The organism is Pseudomonas koreensis (assembly GCF_036668835.1).
Lineage (GTDB): Bacteria > Pseudomonadota > Gammaproteobacteria > Pseudomonadales > Pseudomonadaceae > Aquipseudomonas > Aquipseudomonas koreensis_I.
The window spans coordinates 109,887-129,312 of record NZ_JAZEVW010000010.1 but is presented as its reverse complement, the minus strand read 5'-3'; the positions used below and the strand labels follow the sequence as shown (position 1 = coordinate 129,312).

Sequence of the window (19,426 nt, the reverse complement as noted above, 5' to 3'; positions counted from 1 at the left end):
GCCCCCTACCAATCACTCGGCGGAGGGCTTTTTCAACATCAGCAACCGTCAAATCAAACCTTGACGATCCAGCCCGCTGGCGCTTCGATGTCGCCGGTCTGCACGCCGGTCAGCTCTTTGTAGAGCTTCTGCGTCACCGGGCCGACTTCGGTTTCACTGTGGAACACGTGCAGATGGTCGTTGTAGCTGATGCCGCCAATCGGGGTGATCACGGCAGCGGTGCCGCAAGCGCCGGCTTCCTTGAAGTCCGCCAGTTTGTCGATCAGCACGTCGCCTTCGACCACTTCCAGGCCCAGACGCGATTTCGCCAGTTCGATCAGCGACAGGCGGGTGATGCCCGGCAGCACCGACGGCGAGTTCGGGGTGACGAACTTGTTGTCGTGAGTGATCCCGAAGAAGTTGGCCGAGCCGACTTCTTCGATCTTGGTGTGGGTCATCGGGTCCAGGTAGATCGCGTCGGCGAAGTTGGCTTTCTTGGCTTTCGAGCCCGGCATCAGGCTGGCGGCGTAGTTGCCACCGACCTTGGCGGCGCCAGTGCCTTGTGGGGCGGCACGGTCGTAGCTGGAGATCTGGAAGTTGTGCGGGGTCAGGCCGCCCTTGAAGTAGGCGCCAACCGGGATGCAGAAAATCGAGAAGATGAACTCGGGCGCGGTACGCACGCCGATATTGTCACCGACGCCAATCACGAACGGACGCAGGTACAGCGCGCCGCCAGTGCCGTAAGGCGGGATGAAACGCTCGTTGGCGCGAACCACGGCTTTACAGGCTTCGATGAACTGCTCGGTGTCTACCGTCGGCATCAGCAGACGTGCACAGCTGCGCTGCATGCGCAGGGCGTTCTGGTCCGGGCGGAACAGGTTGATCGAACCGTCCTTGCAACGATAGGCCTTCATGCCTTCGAAGCATTGCTGGCCATAGTGAAGAGCCGTCGAGCCTTCGCTGATGTGCAGCACGTTGTCTTCGGTCAGGGTGCCTTTGTCCCACTCGCCATCGCGAAAGTACGACAAATAGCGTTTGTCGGTCTTGATGTAATCAAAACCCAGCTTGTCCCAATTGATGCTCTCGTTACCCATGACACCCTCTATCACTGAACAACCGCCGAAACGGTTCAAGGCTTCTGACGTTTTTTGGATGGGCACAACAATACTTCATTCTTGAGCGGTTTCGCAGCCCGGACTATCGGATGAGCGACAGATAGACCGCGTCAGCTTCAGGAATTCGCGAGCAGGCTCGCTCCCACAGGTCGAACGCATTTCAAATGTGGGAGCGAGCCTGCTCGCGAAGGGGCCGCCACTGTCTATAGATGCAAAGCATGCCCAAGAGCACGCAACGCCGCTTCCTGCACCGCTTCACCCAGCGTCGGGTGCGCATGGATGGTGCCGCCGATGTCTTCCAGACGCGCGCCCATTTCCAGGCTTTGCGCGAACGCCGTCGACAACTCCGACACACCAACGCCCACCGCTTGCCAGCCGACAATCAGATGATTGTCGCGACGGGCGACTACGCGGACAAAACCGCTTTTCGATTCCAGGGTCATCGCCCGGCCATTGGCAGCGAACGGGAAGCTGGAAACGATGCAGTCCAGTCCCGCAGCCTTGGCTTCATCGGGAGTCTTGCCGACCACCACCAGTTCCGGGTCGGTGAAGCACACGGCGGCGATGGCGGTGGGGTTGAACTCTCGGCTCTTGCCGCTGATCAGTTCGGCGACCATTTCACCCTGCGCCATGGCACGGTGCGCCAGCATCGGCTCGCCGCTCAGGTCGCCGATGGCGTAGACGTTGCGCATGCTGGTCTGGCAACGGCTGTCGATCTTGATTGCCGTGCCGTTCATGTCCAGATTCAACGCTTCAAGGTTGAAGCCCTGGGTGTTCGGTTTGCGCCCCACCGCAACCAGCACCTGATCGGTTTCCAGGTTCAGGGTTGCGCCGTCAGGATCGCGCACCTGCAACGTGCCGTCGAAACCCGAGACGCTGTGCTTGAGGTACAGCTTCACGCCCAGCTGCTTCAGCGCCTCGTGCACCGGTTGCGTCAGTTCCGCGTCGTAGGCGGGCAGGATGCGATCCTGCGCCTCGACCACGCTGACCTCGGCGCCGAGCTTGCGATAAGCGATGCCCAGTTCCAGACCGATGTAACCGCCGCCGACCACGATCAGGCGTTTGGGCACCGACTTCGGCGTCAGCGCTTCGGTGGAGGAGATGATCGGCCCGCCAATCGGCAGGATCGGCAGATTGACGCTGGTCGATCCGGTGGCCAGTACCAGATGTTCGCAATGGATGCGCGTGTCGCCCACATCAACGGTTTTGCCGTCGATGATTGTCGCCCAGCCATTGATGACTTGAACCTTGTGCTTCTTCAGCAGCGCGGCAACGCCGGTGGTCAGGCGATCAACGATGCCGTCCTTCCACTCGACGCTCTTGCTGATGTCGAGGGTCGGCGCGGAAACGCTGATGCCCAGCGCCGAATGCTGGCTGTGATGTTGCGTCTGGTGAAACTGTTCGGCGACGTGGATCAGCGCTTTCGACGGAATGCAGCCGATATTCAGGCAAGTGCCGCCCAGCGCCTGGCCTTCGACCAGAATCGTTGGGATGCCCAGTTGCCCGGCGCGAATCGCCGTGACGTAACCGCCTGGGCCGCCGCCGATGATCAGCAGCGTGGTGTTCAGAGATTGCATGGGCGCCTTACTCCACAAACAAAGTGGCGGGTTGTTCGATCAGGCCGCGAATGGCCTGGATGAAGAGCGCCGCGTCCATGCCGTCGACCACGCGGTGATCGAACGAGCTGGACAGGTTCATCATCTTGCGGATCACCACCTGGCCTTTGACGACCATCGGCCGTTCAACGATCTTGTTCACGCCGACGATCGCCACTTCCGGCAGGTTCAGCACCGGCGTGCTGACGATGCCGCCCAGCGCACCGAGGCTGGTCAGGGTGATGGTCGAGCCGGACAACTCGTCACGGCTGGCCTTGCCATTGCGCGCGGCGTTGGCGAGGCGCGAGATTTCCGCGGCGCTGTCCCACAGGCTGCGTGCTTCGGCGTGACGCACTACCGGCACCATCAGGCCGACATCGCTTTGCGTGGCGACGCCGACATGCACCGCGCCGAGGCGGGTGATGACTTGCGCTTCGTCATCGTAACGGGCGTTCATCTGCGGAAAGTCGCGCAGGGCAACGACCAGCGCACGCACGAGGAATGGCAGCAAGGTCAACTTGCCACGGCTGGCACCGTGCTTTTCATTCAGGTGCGCGCGCAGTTCTTCGATGGCGGTGACATCGATTTCCTCGACGTAACTGAAATGCGCGGCACGCTGCGTGGCGTCCTGCATGCGCTGGGCGATCTTGCGACGCATGCCGATCACTTGGATCTGTTCTTCATCGTTGCGCTGGGCATAAGCAGCGGCAGCGGGCGCCGAAGCGTTCGACTGACCGTGCGCCAGATAGGCTTCAAGGTCTTCGTGTAGCACGCGACCGGCCGGGCCGCTGCCACGTACCAGTCGCAATTGAATACCCAGATCCAGCGCATGTTTGCGCACGGCCGGCGAGGCCAGCGGACGTTCATCGGCCTCGCGGGCAACCATCGGGCCTTGGCAAACAGGAGCAGGGCGCGGCGCGGCTGCAGCAGGTTTGCTCTCAACGACGGTTTCAACTGTCGGCGCCGCAGGCTCTTTGGTCACAACAGGAGCGGCGGACTCTTTAAAGTTGCCAGCGCCTTCCACTTCAATGCTGATCAATACACTGCCGACCGCCATCACTTCACCCGGCTGACCACCGAGCGCAATCACTTTCCCGTGTACCGGCGACGGAATATCGACCATCGCCTTGTCGGTCATCACGTCCGCCAGCACCTGATCTTCAACCACCAGGTCGCCGACCTTGACGTGCCACTGCGACAGTTCCACTTCTGCGATGCCTTCGCCAATGTCCGGCATCTTGATAACGTGCGTGCCCATTCAGACCTCCATGACCCGTTTCAACGCCGCGCCCACTCGGGACGGCCCTGGGAAATACGCCCACTCCTGCGCGTGCGGGTAGGGGGTGTCCCAACCGGTGACGCGTTCGATCGGCGCTTCCAGGTGATGAAAGCAATGCTCTTGCACCAGCGAGACCAGTTCGGCGCCGAAACCGCAGGTGCGGGTGGCTTCGTGAACCACCACGCAACGGCCGGTTTTCTTCACCGATTTGACGATGGTTTCCAGGTCCAGTGGCCACAGGCTGCGCAGGTCGATGACTTCGGCATCGACGCCGGATTCTTCGGCCGCCACTTGTGACACGTAGACGGTGGTGCCGTAGGTCAGCACGGTCACGTCCTTGCCTGGACGGGTGATCGCGGCGACGTCCAGCGGCACGGTGTAATAACCGTCCGGCACCTGGGCCTGCGGGTGTTTCGACCAAGGGGTTACCGGGCGGTCGTGGTGGCCGTCGAACGGGCCGTTGTACAGGCGTTTCGGCTCAAGGAAGATCACCGGGTCATCGTTTTCGATGGAGGCGATCAGCAGGCCTTTGGCGTCATACGGGTTGGACGGCATCACCGTGCGCAGGCCGCAGACCTGAGTGAACATCGCCTCGATGCTCTGGCTGTGGGTCTGGCCGCCATAGATGCCGCCGCCGCATGGCATGCGCAGGGTCATCGGTGCGGTGAACTCGCCTGCCGAGCGATAACGCAGGCGCGCCGCTTCGGAAATGATCTGGTCGGAGGCCGGGTAGACGTAGTCGGCGAACTGGATCTCAGCCACCGGACGCAGACCGTAAGCGCCCATGCCCACGGCCACGCCGACAATGCCGCTTTCCGAGATCGGTGCGTCGAACACTCGCGAGGTGCCGTACTTGGTCTGCAGGCCTTCGGTGCAACGGAACACGCCGCCGAAGTAGCCGACGTCCTGACCGAACACGACCACGTTGTCATCACGCTCAAGCATCACATCCATGGCCGAGCGCAGGGCCTGGATCATGGTCATGGTGGTCGTGGTCATGGCGGTTTCCAGCTGAATATTGTTGTTGTGATCGTTCATTTCAGATCCCCAGCTGCTGACGCTGGCGCTTCAAGTGCTCCGGCATCTCTTTGTAGACGTCTTCGAACATGGTCGCAGCGCTTGGGATCTGGCCGCCGGCGAGGGTGCCGTACTGTTCGGCCTGCTTCTGCGCGGCAATCACTTCGGCTTCGAGTTCGGCGCTGACGGCGGCGTGCTCTTCGTCCGACCAGTGGCCGACCTTGATCAGGTGCTGCTTCAGGCGCGCAATCGGATCGCCGAGCGGGAAGTGGCTCCAGTCATCGGCCGGGCGGTATTTGGATGGATCATCCGAGGTCGAGTGCGGGCCGGCGCGGTAGGTGACCCATTCGATCATGGTCGGGCCAAGGTTCCGGCGGGCGCGTTCGGCGGCCCAGGCAGAAGCGGCGTAGACCGCGTAGAAGTCGTTGCCATCGACCCGCAGCGAGGCGATGCCGCAACCGACGCCGCGTCCGGCGAAAGTGGTCGCTTCACCGCCGGCAATCGCCTGGAAGGTCGAAATCGCCCATTGATTGTTGACCACGTTGAGGATCACTGGCGCGCGGTAGACGTGAGCGAAGGTGAGGGCGGTGTGGAAGTCCGATTCGGCGGTGGCGCCATCGCCAATCCACGCCGAGGCGATTTTCGTATCGCCCTTGATCGCCGAGGCCATGCCCCAGCCCACGCCCTGAATGAACTGGGTGGCAAGGTTGCCGGAGATGGTGAAGAAACCGGCGTCCTTTACCGAGTACATGATTGGCAGCTGCCGACCCTTGAGCGGATCGCGCTCGTTGGACAGCAATTGGCAGATCAGGTCGACCAATGGCACATCGCGGGCCATCAGAATGCTTTGCTGGCGATAGGTCGGGAAGCACATGTCATCGATGTTCAGCGCCAAGGCCTGGGCGCTGCCGATGGCTTCTTCGCCAAGGCTCTGCATGTAGAACGACATTTTTTTCTGACGCTGGGCGACGACCATGCGGTTGTCGTAAATGCGCGTCTTGAGCATCGCGCGCATGCCTTTGCGCAGAATCTCGACGGGCACGTTTTCGGCCCACGGGCCAAGGGCGTTGCCCTGATCGTCGAGCACGCGGATCAGGCCTCGCGCCAGGTCGGCCGTGTCGGCAGGTTCTACATCGATGGGAGGTTTGCGCACCGTGCCTGCGTCGGTCAGATGCAGGTAGGAAAAATCGGTTTTGCAGCCTGGACGGCCCGAGGGTTCAGGGACGTGCAGACGCAGCGGTTCATACGCTTGGGTCATGGCTTCTACGCTCGATCTTGTGAATTTCTTGTAGTGAGCTGGCAGTCATTCCTCGGTAGAAGAAATCTTGTCCTACAACAATCATAGGCGCGGCCAAGAAGAATATTTATCTGTGTTTCATTGCGCTGAAGATGATTTGCAGATAGAAATTCTGCATAAACATAAAAAACAGGTGGTTTTGTCTCATGCGCAAACTGGACCGTACCGACATCGGCATTCTCAACAGCCTTCAGGAGAACGCACGCATCACCAACGCCGACCTCGCCCGCTCGGTGAACCTGTCGCCGACGCCATGCTTCAACCGGGTCAAGGCCATGGAAGAACTGGGGCTGATTCGCGAGCAGGTGACGCTGCTGGATGCCGACCTGCTGGGGCTGCACGTGAACGTATTCATCCACGTCAGCCTGGAAAAACAGGTTGAGGAGGCGCTGCAGCATTTCGAAGAGGCGATCTCGGATCGCCCCGAAGTGATGGAGTGCTACCTGATGGCCGGCGACCCGGACTATCTGATCCGCGTGCTGGTGCCGACGATCCAGTCGCTGGAGCGCTTCATGATGGACTTTCTGACCAAAGTTCCGGGGGTGGCGAACATCCGCTCAAGCTTTGCGCTGAAGCAGGTGCGCTACAAGACCGCGTTGCCACTACCCGCCAACGGGTTGACGCTGGGCACGTAGCGTTCTCGTCGCCTCTGGATAAACATCTTTATGGCGGCGACAGAGCTGAAACTGCGGATGTTTGCTGATGAGTCCACTTTTTGTAGCATCCGGATTCGAAATTGGCATAACCCGAAGCATTGGTTGCGCTTTGTTTTGTCGTCGCCGTGATCTCTCGATCAACCAGCCAATGACACCTGAGTTCGGCACGCGTAATACCTACGTAGGCTAAACGCAGTGCCTCATCGGATTGAGCGTTGTCATAAGGAGTTGGCGATTTATCGCCCAAGTTGGTGAGACTGTATATGTCGTTGCGTTTGGATTTAGTCGGCTTATAGAAACAGTCACCGATAACGAAAACTGATTGCGCCTGCAATCCCTTAGACTTGTGAAAGGTCATGAGTTTGACGTTGCGCCGGCTTTTTCGTGCGTCGTTTAACAAACCTTGCAAGGCGATTTTGTATGCTCTCTCAACCTCGCCAACGCGAAACACCATCAGGATGCTGTGACCGTCGTCATATGCTTGTCTGACGAGTCGCAGAATCGTTTCGTCCGGTTCGGTGATCTTTTTATCCTTGGCCACGTAGTGCAGGTATACGGGTGTCTTGTTATTCATCACCTTTTCGTTTGCTGCAATCCCATGTTTGGCTTTGTCGGTTGTGGTTGCACGGACAATTTGTTCGGCCGCATCAATGATTGTCTGATGAGAACGGTAGTTGTTTTGCATGTACAGCGTGTCGCACGTATGAGCGTGGAAATGCTCATGGAAATCCATCAGATATTGGGGTGAACTGCCGCGCCACCCATAAATGCTTTGCCAGTCGTCGCCGACTGCCATGAGGCTGTTGCCCAATCCAGGCTGGCCCTGATTACGAGTACGGATCTCCTTGCAACATTGCCGCACCCAGGAAACGTTCAAACCGGAGACGTCCTGAAACTCATCAATCATGAGGTGCCGCATGCCGTCCAGCTCGACCGTTGGAATGCGCTTTATATTTTCAGGATTATGCTCGCCGAACAGCGCGAATGCTTTGTTGAACGTGATCAACTTTCTGGGCGACATGCCTTCCAGATAGTCATGAAAGCCGCGCCAATAGATCTGCAACGCAAGGTAGAACGGCTGACGTGGATCGCCCGGCACAAAATTCAGTGAGCCGATCGCCTGAGCGACATCCAGACCTAGGTTCTCAATGTAGTTGCCCTCGGCAAAGAATACCTCGGTCAGCTTCGTTTCCTTGATAGTCGTGCCCGGCAAGTGATAATCGAAACCGGCATCCTGAACGATCATGTGTTCATGATTGCCCATCAATGTCTTCGCAGCCATTACGTTATTGATGAGAATGTATTTTTTTCCACGATAACACTCACCAATCATTGCTTGGCGACTCCAGTTTTCCCGCTCAAGATTGACCGATTGGCCTGCGCGCGTGGGAATCTCCGCCGACTGATTTTTTGTATTTGGCCAGCCAAGAATAACTAACGTGTCGTGCTCTGGCAGATAACCGTTAGCGATGAAAGGCTTTCTCTCGATGTTAAAGGTTCGGCGCTCACTTACACCCGGAATCGGCCACAAACCCAGTTCAATCCACGCTGCTTCAATTTCATCGCAGAAGGCTTCATCTTTCTCTGACATCTTGCGAATGATGTAGTCTTTTTTTTGTTGCATGGGACCCGACATAGGATCAGGTGCAACGAAGACGATAGATTTGTAAAGATCCAGGATATGCTTTTTGAATTCAGCGTTCTTTTCATAAAGCGTGTTGAACACATTGGAAAGTACGCTTCCTTGCTCAGTCGTGATTTTTGACGAGAAGGGGTTTTCCAGTTCGCCCTCATCGTCACTTGTTTTTTTTGCACCTAAAAAATCGAAGTAGTCAATAGGCGCATCCGAGAAGGTTTTCATAAAGCCGAATACTTTGCTATGGAAGGTGCGCACCAGACTCTTGGTCTGATCCTCGCTCAGTTCTTTGCCCCACAATTTGAAAATGTTCACCATTTTTTTCTGCAAGTCTTTTTTAGACTCAGTGGTGAAGGTAGTCACCTGCATGTGATGAAGGGGGATGCCCAAGTGAAAGTGTTTAAGTACGACACGCAAGGCCAATGTCGTAGACTTGCCGGAACCCGCGCCAGCAATCACTGATGTACAGGTGGAGTTGGCAAAAATCATCGCCCACTGCTGATCGCTCGGTTGCTCTTTCTTATCAAGTTTTTCCCACACCTCCTCACGCATTTTCTGCTTGATATCATCGGTGATGGGCATGAGTTCATTGTCAAAGAGGCAGTGATCTTCTCCCGGCAATGATGCGGATGAGCGCAGATCGTTGATCTCTAGAACGGCGCGCCCTTTTGCATACCCGTCCGCGTAGCCGAGCTTCTTTCCGGCAAGCAAGCCGGTGTGATTGCCCTGTCTGATGCCTGCTTCTTTACCCTTGAAGAAAGAGCGCCCGTCAATGGCTTTGAGTGCCTCAAGGGCTCCGGACAACAGGAAGGCAATTGCGCGTCGGAGAATCGAGAGTTCGCGATTGAAGGTTTCAGCTTGCTGCCCGGCGGGTTGCCCGTGTGGAGAAGTTTGACTCATGGTTTCCCTGCAAAAAGTCTTCTCGACGAAGTCTGGCTTCGGCGATGTCCGTGTGATTACTCACCAGCGTGATTGAGTCGCAGGTGTCTACCGAAGCGGTTTAAGTTTCGGGATATTACACGGTGGTGGCATTTTGGCTAGGGAATGATCTAGAGCGGTTCTTTCGTTGCGGGAGCGAAAAGTCGACAGGGCGGTTCAACTCACATCTTGTCAATCGGAATCTTCAAATACACCACGCCATTGTCTTCCGCCGCCGGCAAATTCCCCGCCCGCACATTCACCTGAATCGCTGGCAGCAACAGCGTCGGCATACCCAAACCGGCATCGCGTCGGGTGCGCATCTCGACAAACGTCGCTTCGTCGATGCCGTCATGCACGTGGATATTGCTTTTACGCTGCTCGCCGACTGTGGTCTGGCAATGTGATTGGCGGCCTTCGGGCGGGTAGTCGTGGCAAACGTACAGCTTCACGCTGGCGGGGAAGGCCAGCAGTTTCTGAATCGAAGCGAACAGCTGATGGGCGTTGCCGCCGGGGAAGTCGCAGCGCGCCGTGCCGACATCGGGCATGAACAGCGTGTCGCCGACCAGAATCTGCTCGCCGTCGATCAGATAGGCCATGTCGGCCGGGGTGTGGCCGGGCACATGCAGGGCGGTGGCTTTGAGATTGCCGATGTGGAATGACTCGTTCGGCGCGAACAGATGATCGAACTGCGAGCCGTCGACGGAGAATTCCGGCTCCAGATTGAACAATGTCTTGAACACGTTCTGCACGTGTCTGATCGAGGCGCCGATGGCGATCTTTCCACCCAGCTTCTGCCGTAGATACGGCGCGGCGGACAGGTGATCGGCGTGGGCATGGGTTTCCAGCAGCCATTGGACCTGTAATTGACGCGCCTCGACAAACGCAATGATCTTGTCCGCCTGCACGGTGCCGGTGCGCCCGGCGGCGCCGTCGTAATCGAGCACCGGGTCGACGATCGCGCATTGTCCGCCATCCGCTTCGTAGACAACATAGCTGTAGGTCGAAGAGGCGGGGTCAAGGAAAGCTTCAATCTGCGCGGGCATGGTCACCAACCTGAACGTGGAAAATGGGTTGCAACACTTTATCTAAAAACATAATGTTCGCAGCTTAAGTGACCTTGAAGGCGTCGTGCAAATGCAATCCAGTCTGACCGAATGTGAAGTCGCCCAACTGCGCGCCTCGGCCTCCAAGGCCTGCGCGCTGCTCAAGGCCCTGGCCAATGAGGATCGTCTGTTGATCCTGTGTCAACTGACTCAGGGCGAGCGCAATGTCGGCGAACTGGAAACCATGACCGGCGTACGCCAGCCGACGCTGTCCCAGCAACTGGGCATCCTGCGCGACGAAGGGCTCGTCGCGACTCGCCGTGAAGGCAAGTACATTTTTTACGGCCTCGCCAGTCACGAAGTGATCCAGGTGATGAAGACCCTGTCCGGGCTTTATTGCGGGGCGGTGCTCAAGAGCTGGGAACAGCCATAAATGCCAGCCATCACGCTATCCCCTGCAGGCTCACTCCTACAATGGATTTGTGGGAAGGCTGAAAAATCCTTGCGTGCAGCAAAAGGAACAAGCAATGAACGATCAACACTGGGGCCCATCCATCAGTGCCGATATCGTGATCATCGGTGGCGGTTCGGCCGGTATTGCGCTGGTCGCCAGTCTGCTCAAGCGGGATTCGGCGCTGAACATCGCCGTGATCGAGCCGAGCACCTATCACTATTACCAGCCAGCGTGGACGCTGGTCGGCGGCGGCGCTTTCGACGTCAAGGACAGCGTCCGGCCGATGAGCAAAGTCATGCCCCGGCAAGCCAACTGGGTGCAGGCGGCAGTCACAGCAATCGATCCGGCGCAACGTCAACTCACGCTCAACGATCAGCGTACGGTCAGCTATCAGAATCTGATCGTCTGCCCCGGCCTGCGTCTTGCCTGGGAAAAAATCGAAGGCCTGCAGGACAGTCTCGGCCAATACGGCGTGACCTCCAACTACAGCTATCAGCATGCGCAATACACCTGGGATCAGGTGCAAAAACTGCGCGGCGGCAAGGCGCTGTTCACCCAGCCGGCGATGCCGATCAAGTGCGCCGGCGCGCCGCAAAAGGCCTTGTACCTGTCCTGCGATCACTGGCGCAAAAGCGCAGTGCTGAACAACATCGAGGTGGAATTCAACCTCGCCGGTGCGGCGCTGTTCGGCGTGGCGACCTTCGTCCCGCCGTTGATGAAATACATCGAAAAGTACAACGCGCAGCTGGCCTTCAATTCCAATCTGGTGAAAGTCGACGGCCCCGCGCAAACCGCCTGGTTCGAGATCAAGGATGCCGAGGGCAACGTCAACCGTGTGGCGAAAACCTTCGAGTTGCTGCATGTCGTGCCGCCGCAGGTTTCGCCGGATTTCATCGCGCAAAGTCCGCTGGCCGACGCGGCTGGCTGGTGCGAAGTCGACCCGCACAGCCTGCAACACCCACGCTTTCCCGAGGTGTTCGCCCTCGGCGACATCTGCGGCACCAGCAACGCGAAAACCGCTGCGGCGGTGCGCAAGCAAGTCGTGGTGGTCGCGCAGAACCTGTTGGCCGCACGCCGGCAACAAGCGCTGCCGCTGAAGTACGACGGCTACGGTTCCTGCCCGCTGACGGTGGAGAAGGGCAAGGTGATTCTGGCCGAGTTCGGCTATGGCGGAAAACTGCTGCCGACCTTTGCCCTTGACCCGACCGTCGCACGCCGTTCTGCATGGTGGTTGAAGGCGACGCTGCTGCCGTGGTTCTACTGGAACGGCATGCTCAAGGGCCGCGAATGGCTGACCCGCCTGTCCAGAGTCGACTGAGAAAACCTTATGTGGCTCGCAAGTGTGTTTGGCGTGGTGATGGGCCTGGTGCTTGGTTTGACCGGCGCTGGCGGCGGTATTCTTGCGGTGCCAGCGCTGGTGCTCGGCCTCGGCTGGAGCATGACGCAAGCGGCGCCGGTGGCGTTGTTTGCGGTGGGCAGTGCGGCGGCGGTCGGCGCCCTCGACGGTTTGCGCCATGGTCTGGTGCGCTATCGCGCCGCGTTGCTGATTGCAGCATTAGGCGCGGTGTTTTCGCCGCTGGGGATCTATTTCGCGCATCAGTTGCCGGAACAGGTGCTGATGATCCTGTTCAGCCTGCTGATGGTCATGGTCGCCTGGCGCATGTTCAGAAAAGAGCGTCAGCAAGCCGGGCCGAGCGATCATGGCCACGCCAGTTGGGGCCAGAAGAATTGCATGCTCAACGAGCAGACCGGGCGCTTCGACTGGACCGCCAAATGCACCGCGACCCTGGCGGCGTTGGGCGCAGTCACGGGCGTCGTCTCGGGTTTGCTCGGCGTCGGTGGCGGTTTTCTGATCGTGCCGGCGTTCAAGCAACTGACCGACGTGCAGATGCGCGGCATTGTCGCCACGTCGTTGATGGTGATCAGTCTGATTTCGGTCATTGGTGTGGTCGGCGCGTTTCATGCCGGTGTGCGGATTGACAGTCAGGGCGCGGCATTCATTGTCGCCAGCGTGGTCGGCATGATCATTGGCCGCAAACTTTGTGCGCGGGTGCCGGCGCGGGCATTGCAGGTCGGGTTTGCAAGTGTCTGTGTGGTGGTGGCGGGGTACATGTTGCTGCGGGCCTGAGGTGAAACCATCGCAGCCCGGCCCGGGCTGCGATGGCTCAGCGGTTTACAACACCAGATGCGGCAGCCACAGAGAGATGGCCGGCACGTAGGTCACCAGCAGCAGCACCATGAACAGCACGCCGTAGAACGGCAGCAGTGCTTTCACGGTGCTTTCGATGCTGACTTTGCCGATCGCCGAGCCGACGAACAGCACGGCTCCCACGGGCGGCGTTATCAATCCGATCCCCAGGTTGACCAGCATGATCATGCCGAACTGCACCGGGTCGACACCGATACCCAGTATGACTGGCATCAGGATCGGCGTGAGGATCAGGATCAGCGGCGCCATGTCCATCACCGTGCCGAGCAACAGCAGCATGACGTTGATGCACATCAGGATCACGTAACGGTTGTCCGACAGGGTCAGGAACATCGTGGTGATCTTCGCCGGGATCTGCATCAGGGTCATGATGTAGCCGAAGCTGGCGGCGAAACCGATCAGGATCATCACGATCGAAATCGTCCGCACGGTGCGGTGCATCAGTTTCGGCAGCTCGCTCCACTTGTAGTCACGATAGATGAACATGGTCACGAAGAACGACCACAGCACGGCGATGGCCGCCGATTCGGTGGCGGTGAAAATCCCCGAAAGAATGCCGCCGAGAATGATCACCATGGCCATCATGCCCCACAGCGCTTCGCCGACGATTTTCAACGCCTGGCGCATCGGGATCACTTCACCCTTGGGGTAGTTGCGCTTCTTCGCGAAGATCAGGCACAGCACCATCAGGCACGCGCTCATCAGCAGGCCCGGGACGATGCCGGCCATGAACAGCGAGGCAATCGACACCGTACCGCCGGCGGCCAGCGAGTAGAGCACCGAGTTATGGCTTGGCGGGGTCAGCAGGGCTTGCACTGAACCGCTGACGGTCACGGCGGTGGAGAAGTCCCGTGGATAGCCCTTGCGTTCCATTTCCGGAATCAGCACCGAACCCACCGAGGCGGTATCCGCTACCGAGGAGCCGGAGATCGCGCCGAAGAAGGTCGAGGCGACAATGTTGACCAGCGACAGGCCACCACGCACGAAACCCACCAGCACCCCGGCACACGCCACCAGCCGGCGCGACATGCCGCCCTCGGCCATGATCGCACCGGCCAGGACGAAGAACGGAATCGCCAGCAGCGAGAATTTGTTTACCCCCGAGGCGACCTGAATCATCACCGCCTGGAACGGAATGTCGATCCACCACGCACCGATCAGCGCAGCGGCGCCCAACGCGTAGGCGACCGGCATGCCGACCAGGATCAATACGATAAAACTGCCCAGCAGAATCAGAGCGTCCATTACGCGGCACCTTCACTTTCTTCAACCAGGTCGAACTGCACGACCCGACGTTTGCTCTGGTCACCGAGCAAGAGTTTTTCCAGCACGAAAATCAGCGTCAGCAGGCCGCCCAGCGGAATTGGCAGGTAGGTCACGCCAACCCGCAGGTCGGGCAGGGCGGCCATGAACTGGTTCCAGGTCGACATGCACAGCTTGGCGCCCCAAATGGTCATGAAGATGCAGATCGCTGCCATCAGCAGTTGGGAGAAAATCGCCGCTGCGGATTTCAGCTTTGGCGGCATGCGGTCGGTGAGCATGGCCACGGCCATGTGCGCACCGGCGCGGTAACTGGCGGCGGCGCCGATGAAGGTGAACACCATCATCAGCAGGATCGCCGTGGGCTCCGGCCAGCTCGAGCCGGTACCAAGTACATAGCGGGCGAATACGCCCCAGGGAATCATCAGGGAGATCGCCAGGACAGACAGGCCGGCGACCCAGATGCACGTCATGTAGATCTTGTCGTTGATACGCAGCAGCAGATTCTTCATCGGGTTCCACCGTAACCGGGCGCGCCTCGAACAGCAGGCGCGCCGGGCCTTTTTTCATGAGTACGGAGAGGGGGCGTTACTGAACGGCTTCGATTTTCTTGATCAGGTCAGCGTATTTCGCGCCGTACTTCTCGCGTACCGGAGCGGTGGCGTCGTAGAAGGGTTTCTTGTCGACGGTGATGAACTCGACGCCGGCGGCCTTGAGTTTTTCTTCGCTGGCAGCGGACTTCTTGTCCCACAGCACACGTTCTTCAGCCTGGGCAGCCTTGGCAGCTTTCTTGACCAGGGTCTGCTGATCCGGGGTGAGTTTTTCCCAGGTGATTTTCGACATCACGATCGGCTCTGGCAGGATCAGGTGACCGGTCAGGCTGTAGAACTTGGCGTTCTGGAAGTGGTTGTGTTCGAGCAGGGTCGGCGGGTTGTTTTCCGCGCCGTCGATCACGCCGGTCTGCAGGGCGCTGAAGATCTCGCCGGTGTCCATGGCGATGCCGTTGCCGCCCATGGCGTTCATCATGTCGATGAACATCGGGTTGCCTTGCACACGGATTTTCATGCCCTTGAGGTCTTCGAGCTTGCGCACCGGTTTTTTGCTGTAGATGTTGCGCGTGCCGCCGTCCATCCACGCCAGGGCCACCAGGCCGAATTCGGAGTTGGTGATCTTGTCGAGGATCTCGTCGCCCACCGGACCGTCGATGACGTTACGCATGTGCTGTTGATCGCGGAAAATGAACGGCATGTTGAACACGTTGACGTCCGGCACCACCGGGCCAACGATCCCCAGGCTGACGCGCGACAGCTGGACCGCGCCGACCTGCATCTGCTCGATGACTTCCTTTTCCGAACCCAGCACACCGCCCGGGAAATATTGGAAAGTCAGCTCGCCGTTGGTTTCCTTGGTCAGGGTATCGCCCATGGATTTTTCAGCCACCACGGTTGGGTAACCGGCGGGGTGAATGTCGGCGAATTTCAGTTTCATTTCCGCCTGAGCGGCACCGGCAAAGGTGAACATCAGCGGGAGTGCAGCGGCGAGCAAGGTGCGTTTGAAGTTCATGGGGGTGAGTCTCCAGTCTTGTTATTTTTGTGTTCAAGGCGCAGCGGTGCAGCAGAGGGTCTAAAGCAAATCGTTGAACAGTGGTTCGGCGAGTCCTTTGACGCCGGGCTTCAGGGCGAACACGCCGCCGGCCAGGGATTGCGGATCGTGGTCGTCGCCGGGGCGAATCGAAGCGACAAACAAGGTGCTCATGTCGCTGCCGCCGAAGGCACACATGGTCGGTTTCTTCACCGGCACTTCCAGTGAAAAATCCAGGCGACCGTCCGGGGCGAAGCGGTGAATCAGGCCGGCGTCGTTGGCGCAGATCCAGTAGCAACCTTCGGCATCCACGGCGGCGCCATCGGGGCGGCCAGAGAAGTGGTTCATGTCGACAAACACCCGGCGGTTCGACGGCGTGCCGGTCTCGGTGTCGTAGTCGAACGCCCAGATCAGTTGCACGTCGGGATGCGAATCCGACAGGTACATGATTTTGCCGTCCGGGCTGAACCCGAGGCCGTTGGGCACGATGAAACCGTCGAGTTGCGCTTCGATCACACCAGACTGCCCGGCGCCGTAGCGATACAGCCGGCCTTCAGGCGCATTGAGGCCCATGTTCAGCACCATGCTGCCGGCCCAGAAACGCCCTTGACGGTCGCAGCGACCATCGTTGAGGCGCATGTCCGCGCGGCTGTGCTCAACGCTGGCGAGCAATTCGCTGTCGAGGCTGCCGTCGCTGTGCGGGTGCAGGCGAAAGAAACCGCTTTCCATGCCGGCCACCCAGCCACCACTGCGATGGCGGCTGATGCAGGCGAGCATTTCTGGCGCTTTCCACGACGCCACGTGCCCGCTCTCGGCGCTCCAGCGTTGCAGCCCGCCGTTGGGAATGTCCACCCAGTACAGGGCGTTTTCCTCGGCGACCCAGACCGGGCTTTCGCCCACAGCGTTGCGCGCATCGACGATCAATTCGGCTTGCATACTGATTACCTCGTGTCGTGGTCGCGGGGATCAGTCGCCGAACGGGCCGGCCGCCACAAAGGCGCCACCCTGGTAGATTCGCGCCGGGTCGTCAGCGGCCGGCATCGGCTGCGCTTCGACCTTGTCGCGGAACACTTCCGAGCTGTCCCTGGCTTCATAACCGAGGTGGCTGGCGTAGCGGTTGTCCCACCACACGTCCTTGTTGTCGGACATTCCGTAGACCACGGTATGGCCGACGTTCGGTGTGTACAGCGAACGCTCGAGCAGTTGCGTAAGGTCGTCGAAGCTCAGCCAGGTGTGCATCATCCGGCGGTTCTGCGGTTCCGGGAACGAAGAGCCGATGCGGATGCTGACGGTTTCGATGCCGTAGCGATCGAAGTAGAAGCTGGCCATGTCTTCGCCGTAGGACTTGGACAGACCGTAGTAACCGTCAGGGCGGCGCGGGGAGCTGGCGTCGAGTTTTTCGTCCTGCTTGTAGAAGCCGATGACGTGGTTGGAGCTGGCAAAAATCACCCGCTTCACACCATGTTTGCGTGCCGCTTCGTAGATGTGGAAAACGCCGCTGATGTTGGCGCCGAGGATTTCTTCGAACGGGCGCTCGACCGAGACACCGCCGAAATGCAGGATCGCGTCGACCCCATCGACCAGTTGATGCACGGCCTGTTTGTCGGCCAGATCGCAGAGTACGACTTCTTCGTGATCATCGACGGCCGGGGCGAGGGCGGCGATGTCGGACAAACGCAGCACATTGGCGTAAGGACGCAGGCGTTCGCGCAGGACTTTGCCCAGGCCACCGGCAGCGCCGGTCAGCAGCAGGCGATTGAATGGAGCGCGCGGAGTAGAGGTAGACGTCATGGCAATCCCTGAACACATTGTTATTAGGTTTGTTGTAGGTTGTCGTATGACTGCGCTGAAGTATCGGTAGGGTTCCGGGAACTTGTCAACGCGACTTTTGGTGTAGATGACGGAAGGGCCGAATCATTTTTCTGAACCCTGATAACCGCCTTGCAATGCAATCCCCGTGTGGGAGCGAGCCTGCTCGCGAAGGCGGTGTGTCAGTCACAACAATTCGACGGATCTGGCGCTTTCGCGAGCAGGCTCGCTCCCACAGGAGATGTGCGTGAACCCGCCAACCGTTACAACAACGAAATCGGATAGCTGATGAAAATCCGGTTTTCGTCGAACTCGTTGGTGCTGAAATCGCGGCGGATGGTCGCGTTGCGCCATTTCACGTTGAGGCTTTTCAGCGGGCCACTTTGTACGGTGTAGGCCAGTTCCGATTCGCGGCCCCATTCCTTGCCATCGTTGGTGCTGGCGGTGTGCACGTTATCGCCGCTGATGTAGCGGTTCATCAAAGTCAGACCGGGAATGCCGAGGGCAACGAAGTTGTAGTCGTGACGCAACTGCCAGGAGCGTTCCTTGGCGTTGTCATAACTGGCGTTGTAACTGTCGTTGGCCAGGGTCCCGCCGCTGGTGCCGTTGACCCGCATCCAGGCATCGTCACCGGTGAGTTTCTGCAGGCCGACGTAGAATGTGTTGCCGCCGTATTTGGCCGAAAGCATGGCAAACGCGGTCTTGTTGTCGAGATCGCCGGCCTGAGCGCTGCCGTCTTCCTTGCCGGTGAAGAAACCGAGGTTGGCGCCCAGCGTCCAGTCGCCGAGTGGCTGGCTGTGGCTGAGGTTGAAATATTGCTGCTGATAGATATCGGTCAGCTCGGCGTACCACACGCCGACCATGGTGCGCTTGTCGTTGAAGGTGTATTCGCCGCCGCCGAAGTTGAAGCGATCCGAAGTGAACGCGCCGCGGCCGTTCATCGACATGTCTTCCATGCTCGCATCGTTACGCGGGCTGTTGCCACGGAACTGGCCGCCGTAGACGGTAAGACCGTTGATCTCGGTGGAGGTGATCTGGCCACCGCGGAAGGTTTGCGGCAGCGAACGACCGTCGTCGGAGCGAAGGATCGGCAACACTGGCATCCACTCACCGACTTTCAATTCGGTCTTCGACACCTTGGCCTTGAGCGCCACGCCGAGGCGACCGAAGTTGTCCGCCGGGCGCCCGTCATCGTGAATCGGCAACAGTTGCGTGCCGCCGGTGCCTTTGCCGCCATCGAGCTTTTGCGAGTACAACCCGAGCACATCGAGGCCAAAGCCGACGGTGCCTTGGGTGAAACCGGATTTGGCATCGAGGATAAAGCTCTGCGTCCACTCCTCAGCCTTGCCCTGCGGGTTGGCCGGGTTGACGAAGTTGCGGTTGAAGTAGGCGTTGCGCAGGTTCAGCGTGGCTTTGCTGTCCTCGAGGAAACCTTCGGCCTGGGCGCTCATCGGCAGGGCGAGGACCAGGCTGCTGCAGCCGATCAGGCTCAGGGTCGAACGCGGTTTGAAATTGGAAACAGGTGAAGGGCGGACGGAATTGCGGGCGAGTGTGCTCACTGTGACGCTCCCAGAT

General features: G+C 59.2%; 17 protein-coding genes. 4 read left to right on the top strand and 13 right to left on the bottom strand.

Annotation, left to right across the window (positions count from 1 at the left end; translation table 11 throughout):
* Positions 1-53: 53 nt before the first annotated feature.
* From V6F91_RS23790 to V6F91_RS23770, 5 genes are all read right to left on the bottom strand, one after another.
* Positions 54-1,073 carry a branched-chain amino acid aminotransferase gene (locus V6F91_RS23790; protein ID WP_041476992.1) on the bottom strand — a complete coding sequence of 340 codons (1,020 nt, stop codon included), beginning with the start codon at positions 1,071-1,073 and terminating at the stop codon, positions 54-56.
* A gap of 224 nt (positions 1,074-1,297) precedes the next feature.
* Positions 1,298-2,671: a dihydrolipoyl dehydrogenase gene (gene lpdA, locus V6F91_RS23785; RefSeq protein WP_332768747.1), complete on the bottom strand. Its 1,374-nt coding sequence runs from the start codon at positions 2,669-2,671 to the stop codon at positions 1,298-1,300.
* Positions 2,672-2,678: 7 nt separating this feature from the next.
* On the bottom strand, positions 2,679-3,947 hold the full coding sequence (locus V6F91_RS23780) for a dihydrolipoamide acetyltransferase family protein (protein WP_332768745.1): 1,269 nt from the start codon (positions 3,945-3,947) through the stop codon (positions 2,679-2,681).
* On the bottom strand, positions 3,948-5,006 hold the full coding sequence (locus V6F91_RS23775; RefSeq protein ID WP_003224000.1) for an alpha-ketoacid dehydrogenase subunit beta: 1,059 nt from the start codon (positions 5,004-5,006) through the stop codon (positions 3,948-3,950). It abuts the gene before it with no gap.
* A 1-nt stretch (position 5,007) separates the two neighbouring features.
* A complete protein-coding gene (locus tag V6F91_RS23770; protein WP_208940703.1) occupies positions 5,008-6,243 on the bottom strand; it encodes a 3-methyl-2-oxobutanoate dehydrogenase (2-methylpropanoyl-transferring) subunit alpha in 1,236 nt (411 codons plus the stop codon).
* A 185-nt stretch (positions 6,244-6,428) separates the two neighbouring features.
* Here V6F91_RS23770 and bkdR point away from each other — a divergent pair, with 185 nt between their 5' ends.
* Positions 6,429-6,917 carry a Bkd operon transcriptional regulator BkdR gene (bkdR, locus tag V6F91_RS23765; RefSeq protein WP_008059350.1) on the top strand — a complete coding sequence of 163 codons (489 nt, stop codon included), beginning with the start codon at positions 6,429-6,431 and terminating at the stop codon, positions 6,915-6,917.
* Between the two features lie 28 nt (positions 6,918-6,945).
* Here the strand turns inward: bkdR and V6F91_RS23760 are convergent, their stop codons facing one another.
* Positions 6,946-9,474: a UvrD-helicase domain-containing protein gene (locus V6F91_RS23760; protein WP_332768734.1), complete on the bottom strand. Its 2,529-nt coding sequence runs from the start codon at positions 9,472-9,474 to the stop codon at positions 6,946-6,948.
* Positions 9,475-9,674: 200 nt separating this feature from the next.
* Complete coding sequence (locus V6F91_RS23755; RefSeq protein ID WP_332768732.1) at positions 9,675-10,538, bottom strand: MBL fold metallo-hydrolase; 864 nt, start codon at positions 10,536-10,538, stop codon at positions 9,675-9,677.
* A 91-nt stretch (positions 10,539-10,629) separates the two neighbouring features.
* Between V6F91_RS23755 and V6F91_RS23750 the strand changes: the two genes are divergently transcribed.
* From V6F91_RS23750 to V6F91_RS23740, 3 genes are all read left to right on the top strand, one after another.
* Complete coding sequence (locus V6F91_RS23750) at positions 10,630-10,971, top strand: ArsR/SmtB family transcription factor (RefSeq protein ID WP_008086967.1); 342 nt, start codon at positions 10,630-10,632, stop codon at positions 10,969-10,971.
* 94 nt (positions 10,972-11,065) lie between these two features.
* A complete protein-coding gene (locus V6F91_RS23745; RefSeq protein WP_332768723.1) occupies positions 11,066-12,310 on the top strand; it encodes an FAD/NAD(P)-binding oxidoreductase in 1,245 nt (414 codons plus the stop codon).
* A gap of 9 nt (positions 12,311-12,319) precedes the next feature.
* Positions 12,320-13,120, top strand: a complete 801-nt coding sequence (locus V6F91_RS23740; protein WP_332768721.1) for a sulfite exporter TauE/SafE family protein — start codon at positions 12,320-12,322, stop codon at positions 13,118-13,120.
* A 45-nt stretch (positions 13,121-13,165) separates the two neighbouring features.
* On the opposite strand, the gene V6F91_RS23735 is transcribed toward V6F91_RS23740, so the two are convergent.
* The 6 genes from V6F91_RS23735 to V6F91_RS23710 form a co-directional block, all read right to left on the bottom strand.
* Positions 13,166-14,446 carry a TRAP transporter large permease gene (locus tag V6F91_RS23735; RefSeq protein ID WP_332768719.1) on the bottom strand — a complete coding sequence of 427 codons (1,281 nt, stop codon included), beginning with the start codon at positions 14,444-14,446 and terminating at the stop codon, positions 13,166-13,168.
* The gene (locus V6F91_RS23730; RefSeq protein WP_332768717.1) at positions 14,446-14,973 is read right to left on the bottom strand and encodes a TRAP transporter small permease; all 528 of its coding nucleotides are present in this window, start codon (positions 14,971-14,973) and stop codon (positions 14,446-14,448) included. Before V6F91_RS23730 ends, V6F91_RS23735 begins: the two co-directional genes overlap by 1 nt.
* Before the next feature lie 76 nt (positions 14,974-15,049).
* Complete coding sequence (locus tag V6F91_RS23725) at positions 15,050-16,024, bottom strand: TRAP transporter substrate-binding protein (RefSeq protein WP_332768715.1); 975 nt, start codon at positions 16,022-16,024, stop codon at positions 15,050-15,052.
* A 60-nt stretch (positions 16,025-16,084) separates the two neighbouring features.
* Complete coding sequence (locus V6F91_RS23720; protein WP_332768713.1) at positions 16,085-16,978, bottom strand: SMP-30/gluconolactonase/LRE family protein; 894 nt, start codon at positions 16,976-16,978, stop codon at positions 16,085-16,087.
* A gap of 30 nt (positions 16,979-17,008) precedes the next feature.
* Positions 17,009-17,833 carry an NAD-dependent epimerase/dehydratase family protein gene (locus V6F91_RS23715; RefSeq protein WP_208940710.1) on the bottom strand — a complete coding sequence of 275 codons (825 nt, stop codon included), beginning with the start codon at positions 17,831-17,833 and terminating at the stop codon, positions 17,009-17,011.
* A 281-nt stretch (positions 17,834-18,114) separates the two neighbouring features.
* Positions 18,115-19,410, bottom strand: a complete 1,296-nt coding sequence (locus tag V6F91_RS23710) for an OprD family porin (RefSeq protein ID WP_423815354.1) — start codon at positions 19,408-19,410, stop codon at positions 18,115-18,117.
* Between the last annotated feature and the right edge of the window lie 16 nt (positions 19,411-19,426).

Coding starts and splice junctions, on each gene's coding strand:
- V6F91_RS23790 (WP_041476992.1), bottom strand. CDS start 1,073: ATGGGTAACGAGAGCATCAATTGGGACAAGCTGGGTTTTGATTACATC.
- lpdA (WP_332768747.1), bottom strand. CDS start 2,671: ATGCAATCTCTGAACACCACGCTGCTGATCATCGGCGGCGGCCCAGGC.
- V6F91_RS23780 (WP_332768745.1), bottom strand. CDS start 3,947: ATGGGCACGCACGTTATCAAGATGCCGGACATTGGCGAAGGCATCGCA.
- V6F91_RS23775 (WP_003224000.1), bottom strand. CDS start 5,006: ATGAACGATCACAACAACAATATTCAGCTGGAAACCGCCATGACCACG.
- V6F91_RS23770 (WP_208940703.1), bottom strand. CDS start 6,243: ATGACCCAAGCGTATGAACCGCTGCGTCTGCACGTCCCTGAACCCTCG.
- bkdR (WP_008059350.1), top strand. CDS start 6,429: ATGCGCAAACTGGACCGTACCGACATCGGCATTCTCAACAGCCTTCAG.
- V6F91_RS23760 (WP_332768734.1), bottom strand. CDS start 9,474: ATGAGTCAAACTTCTCCACACGGGCAACCCGCCGGGCAGCAAGCTGAA.
- V6F91_RS23755 (WP_332768732.1), bottom strand. CDS start 10,538: ATGCCCGCGCAGATTGAAGCTTTCCTTGACCCCGCCTCTTCGACCTAC.
- V6F91_RS23750 (WP_008086967.1), top strand. CDS start 10,630: ATGCAATCCAGTCTGACCGAATGTGAAGTCGCCCAACTGCGCGCCTCG.
- V6F91_RS23745 (WP_332768723.1), top strand. CDS start 11,066: ATGAACGATCAACACTGGGGCCCATCCATCAGTGCCGATATCGTGATC.
- V6F91_RS23740 (WP_332768721.1), top strand. CDS start 12,320: ATGTGGCTCGCAAGTGTGTTTGGCGTGGTGATGGGCCTGGTGCTTGGT.
- V6F91_RS23735 (WP_332768719.1), bottom strand. CDS start 14,446: ATGGACGCTCTGATTCTGCTGGGCAGTTTTATCGTATTGATCCTGGTC.
- V6F91_RS23730 (WP_332768717.1), bottom strand. CDS start 14,973: ATGAAGAATCTGCTGCTGCGTATCAACGACAAGATCTACATGACGTGC.
- V6F91_RS23725 (WP_332768715.1), bottom strand. CDS start 16,024: ATGAACTTCAAACGCACCTTGCTCGCCGCTGCACTCCCGCTGATGTTC.
- V6F91_RS23720 (WP_332768713.1), bottom strand. CDS start 16,978: ATGCAAGCCGAATTGATCGTCGATGCGCGCAACGCTGTGGGCGAAAGC.
- V6F91_RS23715 (WP_208940710.1), bottom strand. CDS start 17,833: ATGACGTCTACCTCTACTCCGCGCGCTCCATTCAATCGCCTGCTGCTG.